Raw genomic sequence first — 17,387 nt, forward strand, 5'->3', positions numbered from 1 at the left:
CTACTGAAGCAGTTGCTTGAATATTTCCCAAATGACATGAGCCTTTGTGGCTTGAAATGAAGCCCTTGTGGCGAGGGAGCTTGCTCCCGCTCGGCTGCGCAGCAGTCGCAAAAATGCTCATGCGGAGCGCCAGGTACGACTCACTGTCTGGTATTGGGGCCGCTGCGCAGCCCAGCGGGAGCAAGCTCCCTCGCCACAAAAGCACATCAGCCCAGCCTCATCGCTGTCTCAATACCTCACCACTTCATCTCGCCTTTCGCCACCTTGGCACTGAGTTCCAGGGAACTGTCTTCACCCAAGTTCGGATAGCGTAGTTTCATGGCGGCGATCAGCGCGGCGGAATCCTTGGCCTTGGCGGTTTCTTCGTCGAACGCCTTGATGTAACCGGCGGTGAAGCGCACCGGGGCCAGGGAACGGACGCTGTCGCCCAAGTAGTGACCCGGAATCACCGTGCTCGGTTGCAGTTTTTCAATGGTGGCGAGGGTCGCCAGCCAATCCTTGTGAGACTTCGGCGTCTGGGTGTCGGCCATCCACACATGAATGTTCTCGGCCACCACGACACCGCCAACCACCGCCTTGATCGATGGAATCCAGACGAAACTGCGGTCCGGTTGCGGGCCATCGAGGCCGACGATCTGCAGGCGCTGGCCTTCCAGGGTCAGGCTGTCGCCCTTCAACACCTGGGGCACGATGGCCTTGGTGGGTGCATCGGTCTTCAGGATCGGCCCCCAATATTTCAGCTTGCCGTCCAGGGTGTGCTTGATGTGTTCGACGGTCGGCGCCGACGCCAGCACCTTGGCCTCAGGGAACGCGGCGGTGAGGGTTTCCAAGCCAAAATAGTAGTCAGGATCGCCATGGCTGATGTAGATCGTGGTCAGCCGTTTGCCACTGGCGCGGATTTTCTCCACCACCTGCTCGGCCTGGGTCTTGCCGAACTGGGCGTCCACCAAAATCGCCTCCTTCTCACCGCTGACCAACACCGACGTCACTGGAAAAACCGCCGCCGCACCGGGGTTGTAGACGTCGAGAGTCAAATCGGCGGCCCAGCCCTGGGCGGTGAAGGCCAGGGCGGCGGTGGCCAGCAGCAGGCGCTTGAGTGGGATAAGTCCGGTCATGGTGTGCTCCGTTGTCCAAAAACCCGTCAGGGGATGAGACTGAGCTTAGTTGCCTGACTCGTTACAAAAAATGCGATGCTGGGACATAGTTTGTTTCTGAAAGCGGGCAAATCATGGATCGTCTACAAGCAATGCGGGTGTTCGTCACGGTGGTCGACCTCGGTAGCCAGTCAGCAGCGGCCGAGCACCTGGACCTGTCGCGGCCGGTGGTGTCACGCTACCTGGCGGAGCTGGAAGACTGGGTCGGTGCCCGGCTGATGCACCGCACCACGCGCAAACTGAGCCTGACCGCCGCCGGCACGGAGATCCTGCCGCGCTGCCGGCAAATGCTGGAGTTGTCCGGCGACATGCAAGCCGCTGTTGGCACCCCGGACGACGCGCCACGGGGCATGTTGCGCATCAGTGCCAGCACCTCGTTCGGCCAGGCCCAACTGGCGAGCGCCATGGCCGAATACGTCAAGCGCTACCCAGGGGTGAGCGTCGACCTGCAGATGCTCGACCGCACCGTCAACCTGGTGGATGAACGCATCGACCTGGCGATCCGCATGAGCAACGACCTGGACCCGAACCTGATCGCACGCCGCCTTACCGTCTGCCGCTCGGTGATCTGCGCGTCGCCGCGGTATCTGCGTGAGCACTCGACACCGCTGCGCGTGGAAGATCTGAGCCGGCACAACTGCCTGACCCATTCCTACGTTGGCAAGAGCCTGTGGCATTTCGAGCAAGACGGCGAGCCGGTCGCGGTGCCGGTGCAAGGCAATATCAGCGCCAACGAAGCCAGCACCTTGCTCCAGGCCACGATAGCCGGCGCGGGCGTGGCGATGCTGCCCAGCTACCAGGCTGGCCCGCATATCCAGAGCGGTGAACTGGTGCGCCTGCTGGGCCACGCCGAACCGCGCCGGATGAACATGTACGCGGTGTATGCCTCACGCAAGCACATGCCGTCGGCGTTGCGCAGCCTGCTGGATTTTCTGGTGTTGAAGTTTCCTGAGACGCCTGAGTGGGATGTGGGGTTGTAAACGATACCCGTCTCACCTCCGATCTCCTGTGGGAGCGGGCTTGCTCGCGAAGGCGGTGTACCAGTCGACATCTAATTGGCTGACACTACGCCTTCGCGAGCAAGCCCGCTCCCACAGGGGGGGCACCGTTGCTCTCAAGGCTGCGTCGGGATTTCACCAACAGCCCGCCCCAAGGCATACTGGCCACCCTCCGCACTCCAGAACCCTAAACCGCCCCATGCGTATCCACGTCAGTTTCATCGACCGCGTCGGCATCACCCAGGAAGTCCTGGCCTTGCTCGGTGGGCGCAATCTCAACCTGGATGCCGTGGAGATGGTGCCGCCCAACGTCTACATCGACGCCCCGACCCTCAGCCCGCAAGTGCTCGACGAGTTGCGCGAGGCGTTGTTCAGCGTGCGCGGCGTGCAGGCCGTTACCGTGGTGGACATCCTGCCGGGCCAGCGCCGGCACTTGCAGCTCGATGCCTTGCTGGCCGCCATGACCGACCCGGTGCTGGCCCTGGACAGCGCCGGCAAGGTGTTGCTGGCCAACCCGGCGCTGATTGCCCTGTACGGGCGTGAACCGGCCGGGGAAAGCGTGGCCGAGCTGTTCGGTGACGAGGCATTGCTCGGCGCCCTGCTGGAGAACGGTTTCCGCTTGCCGCTTCGAGAAATCACCCTCAACGGCCAGACCTTGCTCCTGGATGCCACGCCCATCACCGATGCCGGCGCGCTGCTGACGCTTTATCAGCCCAACCGCATCGGCGAGCGCCTGTCGGCCCTGCATCACGATCACGCCGAAGGTTTCGACGCGCTGCTGGGCGAATCCCCGGCGATCCGCACCCTCAAGGCCCGGGCCCAGCGCGTCGCGGCCCTGGATGCACCGTTGCTGATCCAGGGCGAAACCGGCACCGGCAAGGAACTGGTGGCCCGGGCTTGCCACGCCATCAGCGCCCGACACAGCGCGCCGTTCCTGGCCCTGAACTGCGCCGCGCTGCCGGAGAACCTGGCCGAAAGCGAACTGTTCGGCTACGCCCCCGGCGCCTTCACCGGCGCACAACGGGGCGGCAAGCCAGGGCTGATGGAGCTGGCGAACCAAGGCACGGTGTTCCTCGATGAAATTGGCGAGATGTCGCCGTACCTGCAAGCCAAGTTGCTGCGTTTCCTGAATGATGGCAGCTTCCGCCGGGTGGGCGGCGACCGGGAAATCAAGGTCAACGTACGGATCCTCAGCGCCACCCACCGCAACCTGGAGAAAATGGTCAGCGAAGGCTCGTTCCGCGAAGACCTGTTTTATCGCCTGAACGTGCTCAACGTCGAAGTGCCGCCGCTGCGTGAGCGCGGCCAGGACATCCTGCTGCTGGCGCGTTATTTCATGCAGCAGGCCTGCGCGCAGATCCAGCGCCCGGTCTGCCGCCTCGCTCCCGGCACGTATCCGGCACTGTTGGGCAATCGCTGGCCGGGCAACGTGCGGCAATTGCAGAACGTGATCTTCCGCGCCGCCGCCATCTGCGAAAGCAGCCTGGTGGACATCGGCGACCTCGACATTGCCGGCACCTCGGTGGCGCGCCAGGGTGATGTGGAAGTCGAGAGCCTGGAACAGGCTGTGGAAAGCTTCGAGAAGCACCTGCTTGAAAGTTTGTATGCCAACTACCCGTCCACCCGCCAGTTGGCCAGCCGCCTGCAGACCTCACATACCGCGATTGCCCATCGGTTGCGCAAGTACGGTATTTCCGGGAAGCCATAGCTTTACTCGGTTCATGTGGGAGCGGGCTTGCTCGCGAAGACGGTGTGTCAGTCAACATCAACTTGGCTGGCACACCGTCTTCGCGAGCAAGCCCGCTCCCACAGAGGTTCTGAGCTGTGGTCGAAATCGCGTCAAAAACGACCTCCACTGTACTGAAAGCGCTACAGCGGAACGATATCGCTACACGCCGCGCTAACCTGCATGGTGCAAGGCTTTGATCCCACAACGATTTTTTCCAGGCCTGCAGCTGTAGCGATTTCGCTACAGCCAAGCCAATCCACCTCTCGACATCTCCACTCAACCCATTGATATATAAGCCATTAATAACATTGGCCGCATTCTTGCTATGGGTATAACCATTCGGCCGGGCCAAGCCCCGCGCCTTTCTTCGCGTCCACCAGACGAATCTGGCCCCAGGAGTTTCCATGAGCGAGTTGCGTTTCACTGAAGATCACGAATGGCTGCGCGCCGAAGCCGACGGCAGCGTTACTGTCGGTATTACTGCGTTTGCCCAGAACGCCTTGGGCGATGTGGTCTATGTTCAGTTACCGGAACTGCAAAGCTACGACAAGGGTGCCGAAGCCTCCACCGTGGAATCGGTGAAAGCCGCCAGCGGTGTCTACATGCCATTGGACGGTGAAGTGCTCGAAGTGAACCCGGCCCTGGAAAGCAATCCGGAACTGGTCAACGAAGATCCTATGGGCGAAGGCTGGTTTTTCCGTTTCAACCCGGCCAACGCCGCCGAAGTGGACCAACTGCTGGACCAAGACGCCTACGATCGCCTGATCAAAGCCAACGCCGAAGCCTGAGGAGCGCCCCATGACCGTTAATCTCGGCACCGCCAACGAATTCATCGCCCGCCACATCGGCCCGCGTGCAGGCGACGAGCAAGCCATGCTCGAACGCCTGGGCTACGACTCCCTGGAAGCCCTGAGCGCCAGCGTCATCCCGGAAAGCATCAAGGGCACCAGCGTGCTGGACATGGGCGACGGCCAGAGCGAAGCCGATGCACTGGCCTCGATCAAGGCCATCGCCGGCAAGAACCAACTGTTCAAGACTTACATCGGCCAGGGCTACTACAACTGCCATACGCCAGCACCGATCCTGCGCAACCTGCTGGAAAACCCGGCCTGGTACACCGCCTACACTCCGTACCAGCCAGAAATTTCCCAAGGCCGTCTCGAAGCACTGCTGAACTTCCAGACCCTGATCAGCGACCTCACCGGCCTGCCGATCGCCAACGCCTCCTTATTGGACGAAGCCACCGCCGCCGCCGAAGCCATGACCTTCTGCAAGCGGCTGAGCAAGAACAAGGGCAGCAACGCCTTTTTCGCCTCCGTCCATAGCCACCCGCAAACCCTCGACGTGCTGCGCACCCGTGCCGAGCCCCTGGGCATCGACGTGGTGGTGGGCGATGAGCGCGAACTGAGCGACGTCAGCGGTTTCTTCGGCGCCCTGCTGCAATACCCGGCCAGCAATGGCGACCTGTTCGACTACCGCGAACTGACTGAACGCTTCCACGCCGCCAACGCCCTGGTGGCCGTCGCCGCTGACCTGCTGGCCCTGACCCTGCTGACGCCTCCGGGCGAATTCGGCGCCGACGTCGCCATCGGCAGCGCCCAGCGCTTCGGCGTGCCGCTGGGCTTCGGCGGCCCGCACGCGGCCTATTTCTCCACCAAGGATGCGTTCAAGCGCGACATGCCGGGCCGTCTGGTCGGCGTTTCCGTGGACCGTTTCGGCAAGCCGGCCCTGCGCCTGGCGATGCAGACCCGCGAACAACACATCCGCCGCGAGAAAGCCACCAGCAACATCTGCACCGCCCAAGTGCTGCTGGCCAACATCGCCAGCATGTACGCCGTGTATCACGGCCCCAAGGGCCTGGTGCAAATTGCCAACCGCATCCATCACCTGACTGCAATCCTTGCCAAGGGCCTGGGCGCGCTGGGCCTGACCGTCGAGCAAGAGAGCTTTTTCGACACCTTGACCCTGCACACCGGCGCGCAAACCGCCGTCCTGCACGACAAGGCCCGCGCCCAACGCATCAACCTGCGCGTGGTGGACACTGAACGCCTGGGACTGTCCCTGGACGAGACCACCAACCAGGCTGACATTGAAGCACTGTGGAACCTATTGGCCGACGGCAAGGCCCTGCCAGACTTCGCCGCACTGGCCGCCAACGTGCAAAGCCGCATCCCGGCCGAGCTGGTGCGCCAAACGGCGATCCTCAGCCACCCGGTGTTCAACCGCTACCACTCCGAAACCGAGCTGATGCGTTACCTGCGCAAGCTCGCCGACAAGGACCTGGCCCTGGATCGCACCATGATCCCGCTGGGTTCCTGCACCATGAAACTCAACGCCGCCAGCGAAATGATCCCGGTGACCTGGGCCGAGTTTGGCGCCCTGCACCCGTTCGCCCCGGCCGAGCAGAGCGCTGGTTACCAGCAACTGACCGACGAGCTGGAAGCCATGCTCTGCGCCGCCACCGGCTATGACGCGGTGTCGCTGCAACCCAACGCCGGTTCCCAGGGTGAATACGCCGGCCTGCTGGCGATCCGCGCCTATCACCAGAGCCGTGGCGAAGACCGCCGCGACATCTGCCTGATCCCCTCCTCGGCCCACGGCACCAACCCGGCCACCGCCAACATGGCCGGCATGCGCGTGGTCGTGACCGCCTGCGATGCCCGTGGCAACGTCGACATCGAAGACCTGCGCGCCAAGGCCGTCGAGCACCGCGAACACCTCGCCGCGCTGATGATCACCTATCCGTCCACCCACGGTGTGTTTGAAGAAGGTATCCGCGAAATCTGCGGCATCATTCATGACAACGGCGGCCAGGTGTACATCGACGGCGCCAACATGAACGCCATGGTCGGCCTCTGCGCCCCGGGCAAGTTCGGCGGCGACGTGTCGCACCTGAACCTGCACAAGACCTTCTGCATCCCTCACGGCGGTGGCGGCCCGGGCGTCGGCCCGATTGGCGTCAAGTCCCACCTGGCGCCGTTCCTGCCGGGCCACGCCAACATGGAACGCAAGGAAGGCGCGGTGTGCGCGGCGCCGTTCGGCAGCGCGAGCATCCTGCCAATCACCTGGATGTACATCCGCATGATGGGCGGCGCCGGCCTCAAGCGCGCCTCGCAACTGGCGATCCTCAATGCCAACTACATCGCCCGTCGCCTGGAAGAGCACTACCCGGTGCTCTACTCCGGCAGCAACGGTTTGGTGGCCCACGAATGCATCCTCGACCTGCGTCCGCTCAAGGACAGCAGCGGCATCAGCGTCGATGACGTTGCCAAGCGCCTGATCGACTTCGGTTTCCACGCCCCGACCATGTCGTTCCCGGTGGCCGGCACGTTGATGATCGAGCCGACCGAAAGCGAATCCAAGGAAGAGCTGGACCGTTTCTGCGACGCCATGATCTGCATCCGCGAAGAAATCCGCGCGGTGGAAAATGGCAGCCTGGACAAAGACGACAACCCGCTCAAGAACGCCCCGCACACCGCGGCGGAACTGGTCGGCGACTGGACTCACCCGTACAGCCGCGAACAGGCGGTGTACCCGGTGGCGTCGTTGGTCGAAGGCAAGTACTGGCCGCCCGTGGGCCGGGTCGACAACGTGTTCGGCGACCGCAACCTGGTCTGCGCCTGCCCGTCGATCGAAAGCTACGCTTGATCTGTGAGGGGGGGGTCCGCTCGCCCTCTCAACAAACACCGCCTATCCCCTTGTGGGAGCGGGCTTGCTCGCGAAGGCGGCGTATCAGTCGACACTTACTTGGCTGACACCCCGTCTTCGCGAGCAAGCCCGCTCCCACATTGGATCTACGCGAATCTCATAAAAACCGTCGATCTCATAAAAAGAAACCGGAGAAACACCATGTCGTTAAGCGTGTTCGACCTGTTCAAGATCGGTATCGGTCCTTCCAGCTCCCATACCGTCGGCCCGATGCGTGCCGCTGCCCGTTTTGTCGAGGGGCTGCGCCGTGACGATCTGCTTGAAAGCACTACCAGCGTCAAGGTCGAGCTCTATGGCTCGCTCGGAGCCACCGGCAAGGGCCACGGCAGTGACAAGGCCGTGTTGCTGGGCCTGGAGGGCGAGCACCCCGACACCGTGGACACCGAGACGGTGAACGCCCGGCTCCAGGAGATCCGCAGCAACGGTCGCCTGAACCTGCTCGGCGAACGCTCCATCGAATTCAATGAAAAGCTGCACTTGGCGATGATCCGCAAGCCGCTGGCCTTTCACCCCAACGGCATGATCTTCCGCGCCTTCGATGCCGCCGGGCTGCAAGTGCGCAGCCGCGAGTACTACTCGGTCGGTGGCGGCTTTGTCGTCGATGAAGACGCCGCTGGCGCCGACCGCATCGTCGAAGACGCCACGCCCCTGACCTTCCCGTTCAAAAGTGCCAAGGACCTGCTGGGCCATTGCAGCACCTATGGCCTGTCCATCAGCCAGGTGATGCTGACCAACGAAAGCGCCTGGCGCCCCGAAGCCGAGACCCGCGCCGGCCTGCTGAAGATCTGGCAGGTGATGCAGGACTGCGTGGCGGCGGGCTGTCGCAACGAAGGGATTCTGCCGGGCGGGCTGAAGGTCAAGCGCCGGGCCGCGGCGTTGCACCGCCAGTTATGCAAGAACCCCGAAGCCGCCCTGCGCGATCCGCTGTCGGTGTTGGACTGGGTCAACCTGTATGCCTTGGCCGTCAACGAAGAGAACGCCTATGGCGGGCGCGTAGTCACCGCTCCGACCAACGGAGCGGCGGGCATCATCCCGGCCGTGCTGCACTACTACATGCGCTTCATCCCCGGGGCCAGCGAGGACGGCGTGGTGCGCTTCCTGCTGACCGCCGCCGCCATCGGCATCCTCTACAAGGAAAACGCCTCCATCTCCGGCGCCGAAGTCGGTTGCCAGGGTGAAGTGGGCGTGGCCTGTTCCATGGCCGCCGGTGCCTTGTGCGAAGTGCTCGGAGGCACCGTGCAGCAAGTGGAAAACGCCGCCGAGATCGGCATGGAGCACAACCTAGGCCTGACCTGCGACCCGATCGGCGGCCTGGTGCAGGTGCCGTGCATCGAACGCAACGCCATGGGTTCGGTGAAGGCCATCAACGCGGTGCGCATGGCCATGCGCGGCGACGGGCATCACTTCGTCTCCCTCGACAAAGTCATCCGCACCATGCGCCAGACCGGCGCCGACATGAAAAGCAAATACAAGGAGACCGCCCGCGGCGGTCTGGCGGTCAACATCATCGAATGCTGACGCGCGTCATTTTCATTTTCCAGGAGTTGATATGTCCACCGAACAACTGTTGAAAACCCCGCTGCACGCCCTGCACCTCGAACTCGGCGCCCGCATGGTACCGTTCGCCGGCTACGACATGCCGGTGCAGTACCCATTGGGCGTGATGAAGGAACACCAGCACACCCGCGATCAGGCCGGGTTGTTCGACGTGTCCCACATGGGCCAGATCCACCTGACCGGCGCAGGTGCTGCCAAGGCCCTGGAAACCCTGGTGCCGGTGGACATCATCGACCTGCCGGTGGGCATGCAGCGCTACGCCATGTTCACCAACGACAACGGCGGCATCCTCGACGACCTGATGGTCGCCAACCTGGGCAATGACGAACTCTTCCTGGTGGTCAACGCCGCCTGCAAGGATCAGGACCTGGCTCACCTGCAAGGGAAAATCGGCGACCAGTGCAGCATCGAGCCGCTGTTCGAAACCCGTGCCCTGCTCGCCCTGCAAGGCCCGGCCGCCGTCAACGTGCTCGCCCGCCTGGCACCGGACGTGGCGAAAATGACTTTCATGCAGTTCCAGCGCGTCACGCTGTTGGGCGTGGACTGCTTTGTCAGCCGTTCGGGCTACACCGGTGAAGACGGTTTCGAAATCTCCGTGCCCGCCGCCGATGCGGAAAAACTCGCCCGCGCCCTGCTGGCCGAGCCGGAAGTCGCGGCCATCGGCCTCGGTGCCCGTGACTCCCTGCGCCTGGAAGCCGGCCTGTGCCTCTACGGCCACGACATGAACACCGAGACCACGCCAATCGAAGCCAGCCTGCTGTGGGCGATTTCCAAAGTACGCCGTGCCGACGGCGCTCGCGCTGGCGGTTTCCCTGGCGCTGAAAGCGTGTTCGCCCAACAACAGGGCGGCGTGAAGCGCAAACGCGTCGGCCTGCTGCCCCAGGAACGCACACCGGTGCGCGAAGGCGCAGAGATCGTCAACGAAGCCGGTGAGATCATCGGCGCTGTGTGCAGCGGCGGTTTCGGCCCGACCTTGGGCGCTCCGTTGGCGATGGGTTACCTGGACAGCGCCTATGCAGCGCTGGATACGCCGGTCTGGGCCATCGTGCGTGGGAAAAAGGTGCCTTTGCTTGTAAGCAAAATGCCATTCGTTCCACAGCGCTACTACCGCGGCTGATTGGTTGTTTCTATAAGTAACGCGATTGCGTTATACGTGCACTAATGTGTAACGCAATCGCCATAAAAAGGTGCATATCTTTAGAGGTGATCGTTCTTTATAACGTGGGCAAACAATTGAACTAGCCTATCGAATAACCCCCGCTCCGCAAGCGGCGTAAATGCTGGCAAGCTGAGCAAATACAGGGCCTTCCGGGGGGTTGTTTTTTCATTCGAAGTTGGCGTAGAGTTTGGTCACTGTGTTTGCATGGGTCGCTTGGAATCGTGACCTGGGCAGTAGCTTATGAAGTTCGCTACATCCCGTTCGACGTCTCTTACTTTCCTGCAACCCAGCCCCAGTACTCTTTCATGTGAAAGAGGCTGTCATCAATTTTAGCGTCAAAGGAAATAAGAAAATGTCTCAACGTCAGAGCGGTACCGTCAAGTGGTTCAATGACGAGAAGGGTTTTGGTTTTATCACACCTGAAAGCGGTCCGGATCTGTTCGTGCATTTCCGTGCCATTCAGGGCAACGGCTTCAAGAGCCTGAAAGAAGGCCAGAAAGTCACTTTCGTTGCCGTGCAAGGCCAGAAAGGCATGCAGGCTGACGAGGTTCAAGCCGAAGCCTAAGGCTTTCGCGAACTAAAAAGCCCCTGATTGATATCAGGGGCTTTTTTATGGGCGTAAATCCGTAAAATGGCTTCTTTTTTGTTCGAGGCCGTCATGTCGAAACACTTGCTCACCCCTCAAGGTGACTTTCCTCCCGCCGGCCTGGGCCGTCGCCTGGCTGCGATGTTTTATGACTTCTTGCTGTGCACGGCGCTGCTGATCGTGACCAGCGGTGCCTACAAGATGATCCAGATGGCGATTATCGGCGAAGAAAAAATGCGTGCCCTGACCGAAGCCGGTGCCCTGGACGGCGATCCGCTGCTGTCCACCGTGCTGCTGTTCGTGCTGTTCGGCTTCTTCGCCAAGTTCTGGACCCACAACGGCCAGACCCTGGGCATGCAGGTGTGGTGCATCCGTGTGCAGAACGCCGATGGCACCGCCATCAGCCTGTGGCAGGCGCTGTTGCGGTTCGTGGTGTCGATTGCGTCATTGCTGCTGGTGGGGCTGGGCTTTATCTGGGCGCTGTTCGACAAGCGCCAGCGCAGCTGGCATGACATCTACTCGGATACGCAGCTGGTGCGGATTCCCAAGAAGACCAAGTAGGAACGCACTACATCCCCGTGGCGAGGGAGCTTGCTCCCGCTCGGCTGCGCAGCAGTCGTAATCCAGCCAATGCGGTATCACAGAATAACCGCGCGGTGGCTCGTTTGGGGCTGCTACGCAGCCCAGCGGGAGCAAGCTCCCTCGCCACAAAATCTCGCAGCCCCGCAATCTTCTTCAGCTTCAGGCATTGCCCGCCAGCTTCATCCGCGCCGCCTGGGTGAAGTCCAGCATGCGCTTGAGCGGGCGAATCGCCTGGGGGATCAGCGCCGGGTCAACGAAGATCTCGTTGGCGCCTTCCTGCAAGCTCTTGAGCGTCCGCTCCAGGGTATTCATCGCCATCCATGGGCAGTGTGCGCAACTGCGGCATGCCGCGCCGTTACCGGCAGTAGGGGCCTCGATGAAGACCTTGTCCGGGCACAACTGCTGCATCTTGTAGAAAATGCCGCGGTCGGTGGCGACGATCAGCGTTTTGTTCGGCAGGGTCTGGGCTGCGGCGATCAACTGACTGGTGGAACCCACCGCATCCGCCAGCTCGATCACCGAGGTCGGCGACTCCGGGTGCACCAGGATCGCGGCGTCCGGGTACAACGCCTTCATGTCCTCCAGCTGCTTGGACTTGAACTCTTCGTGGACGATACAGGCGCCGTCCCAGAGCAGCATGTCGGCGCCGGTCTTGCGCTGGATGTAGGTGCCCAGGTGCTTGTCCGGGCCCCAGATGATCGTCTCGCCGTTGTCCATCAGGCTTTCGACGATTTCCAGCGCGCAACTGGACGTCACCACCCAGTCGGCACGGGCCTTGACCGCCGCCGAGGTGTTGGCATAAACCACCACGGTGCGCTCCGGATGCTGGTCGCAGAACGCCGAGAATTCGTCCACCGGGCAACCCAGGTCCAGGGAGCAGGTGGCCTCCAGGGTCGGCATCAACACGCGCTTTTCGGGGTTGAGGATCTTGGCGGTCTCGCCCATGAATTTGACCCCGGCCACCACCACGGTCTTGGCCGGATGGGCATTGCCGAAGCGGGCCATTTCCAGGGAATCGGAGACACAGCCCCCGGTCTCCTCGGCCAGGGCCTGGATGATCGGGTCACAGTAGAAGTGCGCGACCAGCACCGCGTCCTGAGCCTTGAGCTCAGCGGCGATGGCGGCGCGGTACCAGGCCTCTTGCTCGGCGGTCAGCGGCTTGGGCTGCTTGGCGTCGAGGTGGGCCTGGACCAGAAGGCGTTCGGAAATTTGCGTCATGTTCGCAAGACCTGCAAGCGCGTTTAGCGCGAAAGTCGAGTATACACCCGGCTCCGGACCACTCGGGTACCGCCGGGAAAGTGGGTATCAATCAGGCACGGGACAGCGTGAAGCCGGCAAGGCTACAGAATATCCCGTCGATGCAAAAGATCATTCTGACCTGTGCCCGACCACAGAGCCGGATGCGCTCCACTGTGGCGAGGGAGCTTGCTCCCGCTGGGCTGCGAAGCGGCCCCAAAAAGGGCCGGGAACAACAGACTGGCAGATAGGATGGCAGATCTCGGGGCCGCTTCGCGGCCCAGCGGGAGCAAGCTCCCTCGCCACAAAAGCGCCCCGGTGCTCGCCTCGGGCAAGCTGACTGAAATGTAATCACCCGCTCCGCCGGCTTATGTCATCTTCTTTTCAACGCGACACTGGGGAACCGGTGTTCGCAGCGAATCGACGGACGGACTTTCATCCCATGCAAACAAAAACTTCCCGGCGAACCTTCGTAAAGGGCCTGACTGCCGGCGGCATCCTCGGCGGCCTGGGCTTGTGGCGTGCGCCGGTCTGGGCAGTCACCGGCTCGGGCCTGCCCAGCGTACTGACAGGCACCGAGTTCGACCTGTTCATCGGCGAAAGCCCGGTCAATTTCACCGGCAGCCCCCGCACCGCCCAGACCATCAACGGTGGCATCCCCGGCCCGCTGTTGCGCTGGCGTGAAGGCGACACCGTGACCCTGCGGGTACGCAATCGCTTGGAGGACACCACCTCCATCCACTGGCACGGCATCCTGCTGCCGGCCAACATGGACGGCGTTCCGGGGCTGAGTTTCAAGGGCATCGAGCCCGGCGGTATGTACGTGTATCAGTTCAAGGTCCGGCAGAACGGCACCTACTGGTACCACAGCCATTCCGGTTTCCAGGAACAGTCGGGGGTCTACGGCCCGCTGGTGATTGATGCCAGGGAACCCGAACCCTTCCAGTACGAACGGGACTACGTGGTGATGCTCACCGACTGGACCGACGAAGACCCTGGCGCCCTCCTGCGCAAGCTCAAGAAACAGTCGGACTACTACAACTACAACAAACGCACCGTTGGCGACTTCATCGACGATGTGGGCAAGAACGGCTGGGCCAGCACCGTGGCCGATCGCAAGATGTGGGCCGAGATGAAGATGAACCCCACTGACCTGGCCGATGTCAGCGGCGCCACCTACACCTACCTCATGAACGGCCAGGCGCCGGACATGAACTGGACCGGCCTGTTCAAGCCTGGCGAACGTCTGCGCCTGCGCTTTATCAACGGCTCGTCCATGAGCTATTTCGACGTGCGCATTCCCGGCTTGAAGATGACGGTGGTGGCGTCCGACGGCCAATACGTCAAGCCGGTGAGCGTCGATGAGTTGCGGATCGCCGTGGCCGAAACCTATGACGTCATCGTCGAACCGACCCAAGAGGCTTACACCTTGTTCGCTCAGTCCATGGACCGCACGGGGTATGCCCGCGGCACCCTCGCGGCCAGGGCGGGGTTGTCGGCGCCGGTGCCGCCCCTGGACCCACGCCCCTTGGTGACAATGGACGACATGGGCATGGCGGGCATGGACCACAGCGGCATGGGCGAAATGAAAGGCATGGACCATGGCTCGATGCAGGGCATGGTGGGGATGGACGACAGCGCGATGCAAGGCATGGATCACAGCCAGATGCAGGGCATGGGTGACATGGCCGGCATGGATCACGGTGCCATGCAGGGCATGGACAGCATGCTCGCGCACCCCGACACCGAGAAAGACAATCCCCTCGTGGACATGCAGGCCATGGACGCCAAGCCCAAGCTCGATGACCCAGGCATGGGGCTGCGCGATAACGGACGCAAAGTGCTGACCTACGCCGACCTGCGCAGCACCTTCCCCGACCCCGACGGCCGCGAGCCGGGCCGCACGATCGAGCTGCACCTGACCGGGCACATGGAGAAATTCGCCTGGTCGTTCAACGGCGTGAAATTCTCCGACGCCGCACCGCTGCTGCTCAAGTACGGCGAGCGACTGCGTATCGTGCTGATCAACGACACCATGATGACCCACCCTATCCACTTGCATGGCATGTGGAGCGACCTGGAGGATGAGAACGGCCAGTTCATGGTCCGCAAGCACACCATCGACGTGCCACCGGGCGCCCGGCGCAGCTACCGGGTCACCGCCGATGCGCTCGGGCGCTGGGCGTATCACTGCCATCTGCTGTATCACATGGAGATGGGCATGTTCCGTGAAGTTCGGGTGCAGGAATGAGGAAGCGACCATGACCCCTATCGTGAAATACCCCGCCCTGCCCCTGGCCATTCTTGCTTTTGGCAGCAGCCTATCGGCCTGGGCGGCGAACAATGACATGCCCGGCATGGACCACAGCCAGATGCAGGGTATGGACCACAGCCAGATGCAAGGCATGGAATCCATGCAACCGGCGCCGACCAGCAGCCGCACGCCGATCCCGGCACTGACCGCCGCCGACCGCGCCGCCGTCTACGAGGATCATGGCGGACACGCGGTGCACGACAGCGCCATCCATTCGTTTTTCCTCATCGACCAACTGGAATGGCAGGACGCCGATGACGGCAGCGCCCTGAGCTGGGACGCCTCCGGCTGGATCGGTGGCGACATCGACCGTTTGTGGCTGCGCTCCGAAGGTGAACGCCTCAATGGCAAGACCGAAGAAGCCGAATTGCAGGCGTTGTGGGGCCACGCCATCAGTCCTTGGTGGGACGTGGTGGCCGGCGTGCGCCAGGACTTCAAGCCGGGCGATTCGCAAACCTGGGCCGCCTTCGGCGTGCAGGGCATGGCCCTGTACAACTTCGAGGCCGAGGCCACCGCGTTCATCGGCGAAGGTGGCCAGAGCGCGGCGCGCCTGGAAGGCGACTACGACATCTTGTTGACCAATCGGTTGATCCTGCAGCCCACCGCCGAAGCCAACTTCTATGGCAAGAACGATCCCGCCCGTGGCGTCGGCTCGGGCTTGTCGGACACCGAACTCGGCGTGCGGCTGCGCTACGAAATACGCCGGGAATTCGCGCCCTACATTGGCGTCACCTGGAATCGGGTCTACGGCAACACCGCCGACTACGTCCGAGAAGAGGGCGAAGACCGCAGCGAAGCCCGCCTGGTGCTGGGCCTGCGCCTGTGGTTCTGATCTGTTTCACTAAAAACTAAAAACCAAGTTGTAGGAGTCCTTGCATGTCAGTCATCAAAACCGCTGTTGTATTGTCCGTTGGCCTGTTGCTCAGTGGCCTGGCCCAGGCTCATCCAAAACTGCTGTCCTCCACCCCGGCCGAAGGTGCCGAAGGGGCGGCACCGGCAAAGATCGAGCTGCACTTTTCCGAAAACCTGCTGACCAAGTTTTCCGGCGCCAAGCTGATGATGACCGCGATGCCGGGCATGGCAGCGCATTCGCCCATGCCGATGCCGGCCAAGGTGTCCGGCAGCGATGATCCGAAAACCATGGTCATCACGCCGAATGCCCCTCTCACCGCGGGCAGCTATCAGGTCCAGTGGCGCGCGGTGTCGTCCGACACGCACCCGATCACCGGCAACGTCACATTCAAGGTGAAGTGAGTTGATGAGCGACTCGATCAACATCGCGCTGCGCTTTGCCCTGTACCTGGATTTGATGTTGCTGTTCGGCCTGGCCGCGTTTGGCCTGTATAGCCTGCGAGGCCAGGAGCGGAGGTCGGGTGCGCAGTTGCCTTTCGCGCCACTGCTGCTGGCCACGGCAGTGCTGGGTGGGTTGCTCTCCCTGGCCGCCATGGCGTGCATGGCCTGGGCCATGAGCGGTGTTACGGCGTGGGTCGAGCTGTGGCCGCACATTGAAATGATGGTCGTGGAGACCGACCTCGGCATGGCCTGGACCCTACGCATGGCGGCGTTGCTGCTGGCCGGTGTCGCCGTGACGCTCAATCAGCGTTGGCCGACCACCAGCCTCGGCCTGGTCGCGCTGGGCGGAGCCGTGGCACTGGCGACGCTGGCCTGGGCAGGCCACGGCGCGATGGATGAAGGGACACGCCGCAACTGGCATTTCATCACCGACTTTATGCACCTATGGGCGGCGGGTGGCTGGGTCGGTGCCCTGGCTGCGTTTGCCCTGCTACTGCGCCAGGCCGAACCACAACTGGCGGTGCTGGCCCGGACATTGATCGGGTTTGAAACCGCCGGGGCGGTGATCGTGGTGGTTATCAGTGTGACGGGGGTGGTCAACTACCTGTTCATCGTTGGCCCAAGCATCGTCGGGGTGCTCGACAGCCTTTACGGTCAATTGCTGGCGCTCAAACTTATTTTGTTCACGGCCATGCTGGTGTTCGCCGCGTTGAACCGATTTCACCTGAGCCCACTCCTGGAAAATGCCCGGCGAAGCGGCGAACACCGGGTCGCGGTGAATGCCCTGCGGCGCAGCATGGTCCTGGAGTTCTCCGTGGCGGTGGTCATCCTGGGGTTGGTGGCTTGGTTGGGGACGTTGAGCCCGGGGATGGAATGACCGGCACTCAATCCGTGGCGAGGGAGCTTGCTCCCGCTGGGGTGCGAAGCGCCCCCAAAACCTGAGCACTCGGTGTTTGGTCGCTCCCACGCTGGGCCTGTGGTGAACACAAGCCTCATGAACACCGCAGGAGCGTGGGAATGATCGATATCCTTAGGTCTGCTATCGCAGCCCAGCGGGAGCAAGCTCCCTCG

The 17,387-nt window shown here is 62.6% G+C and carries 14 protein-coding genes; 12 read left to right on the forward strand and 2 right to left on the reverse strand.

From position 1 onward, the window contains the following. Positions 1–236: 236 nt before the first annotated feature. Positions 237–1,115, reverse strand: a complete 879-nt coding sequence (locus HU767_RS09650; protein ID WP_186729404.1) for an MBL fold metallo-hydrolase — start codon at positions 1,113–1,115, stop codon at positions 237–239. 113 nt (positions 1,116–1,228) lie between these two features. Between HU767_RS09650 and HU767_RS09655 the strand changes: the two genes are divergently transcribed. The 8 genes from HU767_RS09655 (at position 1,229) to HU767_RS09690 (ending at position 11,452) form a co-directional block, all read left to right on the forward strand. Next, on the forward strand, positions 1,229–2,134 hold the full coding sequence (locus tag HU767_RS09655; protein WP_186706338.1) for a LysR family transcriptional regulator: 906 nt from the start codon (positions 1,229–1,231) through the stop codon (positions 2,132–2,134). A 217-nt stretch (positions 2,135–2,351) separates the two neighbouring features. Next, positions 2,352–3,860 carry a sigma-54-dependent transcriptional regulator gene (locus tag HU767_RS09660; protein ID WP_186706339.1) on the forward strand — a complete coding sequence of 503 codons (1,509 nt, stop codon included), beginning with the start codon at positions 2,352–2,354 and terminating at the stop codon, positions 3,858–3,860. A gap of 425 nt (positions 3,861–4,285) precedes the next feature. Further along, positions 4,286–4,669, forward strand: coding sequence for a glycine cleavage system protein GcvH (gene gcvH, locus HU767_RS09665; RefSeq protein ID WP_186706340.1), 384 nt, complete (start codon positions 4,286–4,288; stop codon positions 4,667–4,669). Positions 4,670–4,679: 10 nt separating this feature from the next. Next, positions 4,680–7,529, forward strand: a complete 2,850-nt coding sequence (gene gcvP, locus HU767_RS09670; protein WP_186729405.1) for an aminomethyl-transferring glycine dehydrogenase — start codon at positions 4,680–4,682, stop codon at positions 7,527–7,529. A 201-nt stretch (positions 7,530–7,730) separates the two neighbouring features. Beyond that, positions 7,731–9,107, forward strand: a complete 1,377-nt coding sequence (locus HU767_RS09675; RefSeq protein WP_186706342.1) for an L-serine ammonia-lyase — start codon at positions 7,731–7,733, stop codon at positions 9,105–9,107. 31 nt (positions 9,108–9,138) lie between these two features. Continuing rightward, positions 9,139–10,263 carry a glycine cleavage system aminomethyltransferase GcvT gene (gcvT, locus tag HU767_RS09680; RefSeq protein ID WP_186729406.1) on the forward strand — a complete coding sequence of 375 codons (1,125 nt, stop codon included), beginning with the start codon at positions 9,139–9,141 and terminating at the stop codon, positions 10,261–10,263. Between the two features lie 394 nt (positions 10,264–10,657). After that, positions 10,658–10,870: a cold shock domain-containing protein gene (locus HU767_RS09685; protein ID WP_003175786.1), complete on the forward strand. Its 213-nt coding sequence runs from the start codon at positions 10,658–10,660 to the stop codon at positions 10,868–10,870. A gap of 93 nt (positions 10,871–10,963) precedes the next feature. Then, positions 10,964–11,452, forward strand: coding sequence for an RDD family protein (locus tag HU767_RS09690; protein WP_186706344.1), 489 nt, complete (start codon positions 10,964–10,966; stop codon positions 11,450–11,452). A gap of 180 nt (positions 11,453–11,632) precedes the next feature. On the opposite strand, the gene nadA is transcribed toward HU767_RS09690, so the two are convergent. Beyond that, positions 11,633–12,691: a quinolinate synthase NadA gene (gene nadA, locus HU767_RS09695; RefSeq protein ID WP_003205010.1), complete on the reverse strand. Its 1,059-nt coding sequence runs from the start codon at positions 12,689–12,691 to the stop codon at positions 11,633–11,635. 460 nt (positions 12,692–13,151) lie between these two features. On the opposite strand from nadA, the gene HU767_RS09700 reads away from it, so the two are divergent. Genes HU767_RS09700 through copD form a run of 4 tightly spaced genes read left to right on the forward strand, consistent with a single transcriptional unit; the run spans position 13,152 to position 17,193 of the window. Continuing rightward, positions 13,152–14,960: a copper resistance system multicopper oxidase gene (locus HU767_RS09700; RefSeq protein ID WP_186729407.1), complete on the forward strand. Its 1,809-nt coding sequence runs from the start codon at positions 13,152–13,154 to the stop codon at positions 14,958–14,960. A gap of 10 nt (positions 14,961–14,970) precedes the next feature. Continuing rightward, on the forward strand, positions 14,971–15,855 hold the full coding sequence (locus HU767_RS09705) for a copper resistance protein B (protein ID WP_186729408.1): 885 nt from the start codon (positions 14,971–14,973) through the stop codon (positions 15,853–15,855). Positions 15,856–15,899: 44 nt separating this feature from the next. Further along, a complete protein-coding gene (gene copC / locus HU767_RS09710; RefSeq protein WP_186729409.1) occupies positions 15,900–16,277 on the forward strand; it encodes a copper homeostasis periplasmic binding protein CopC in 378 nt (125 codons plus the stop codon). Between the two features lie 4 nt (positions 16,278–16,281). Further along, the gene (copD, locus tag HU767_RS09715; RefSeq protein ID WP_186729410.1) at positions 16,282–17,193 is read left to right on the forward strand and encodes a copper homeostasis membrane protein CopD; all 912 of its coding nucleotides are present in this window, start codon (positions 16,282–16,284) and stop codon (positions 17,191–17,193) included. Positions 17,194–17,387: the final 194 nt, after the last annotated feature.

Origin of the sequence: Pseudomonas sp. SWRI179 (assembly GCF_014268705.1) — a bacterium.
GTDB classification, from domain to species: Bacteria; Pseudomonadota; Gammaproteobacteria; order Pseudomonadales; family Pseudomonadaceae; genus Aquipseudomonas; species Aquipseudomonas zanjanensis.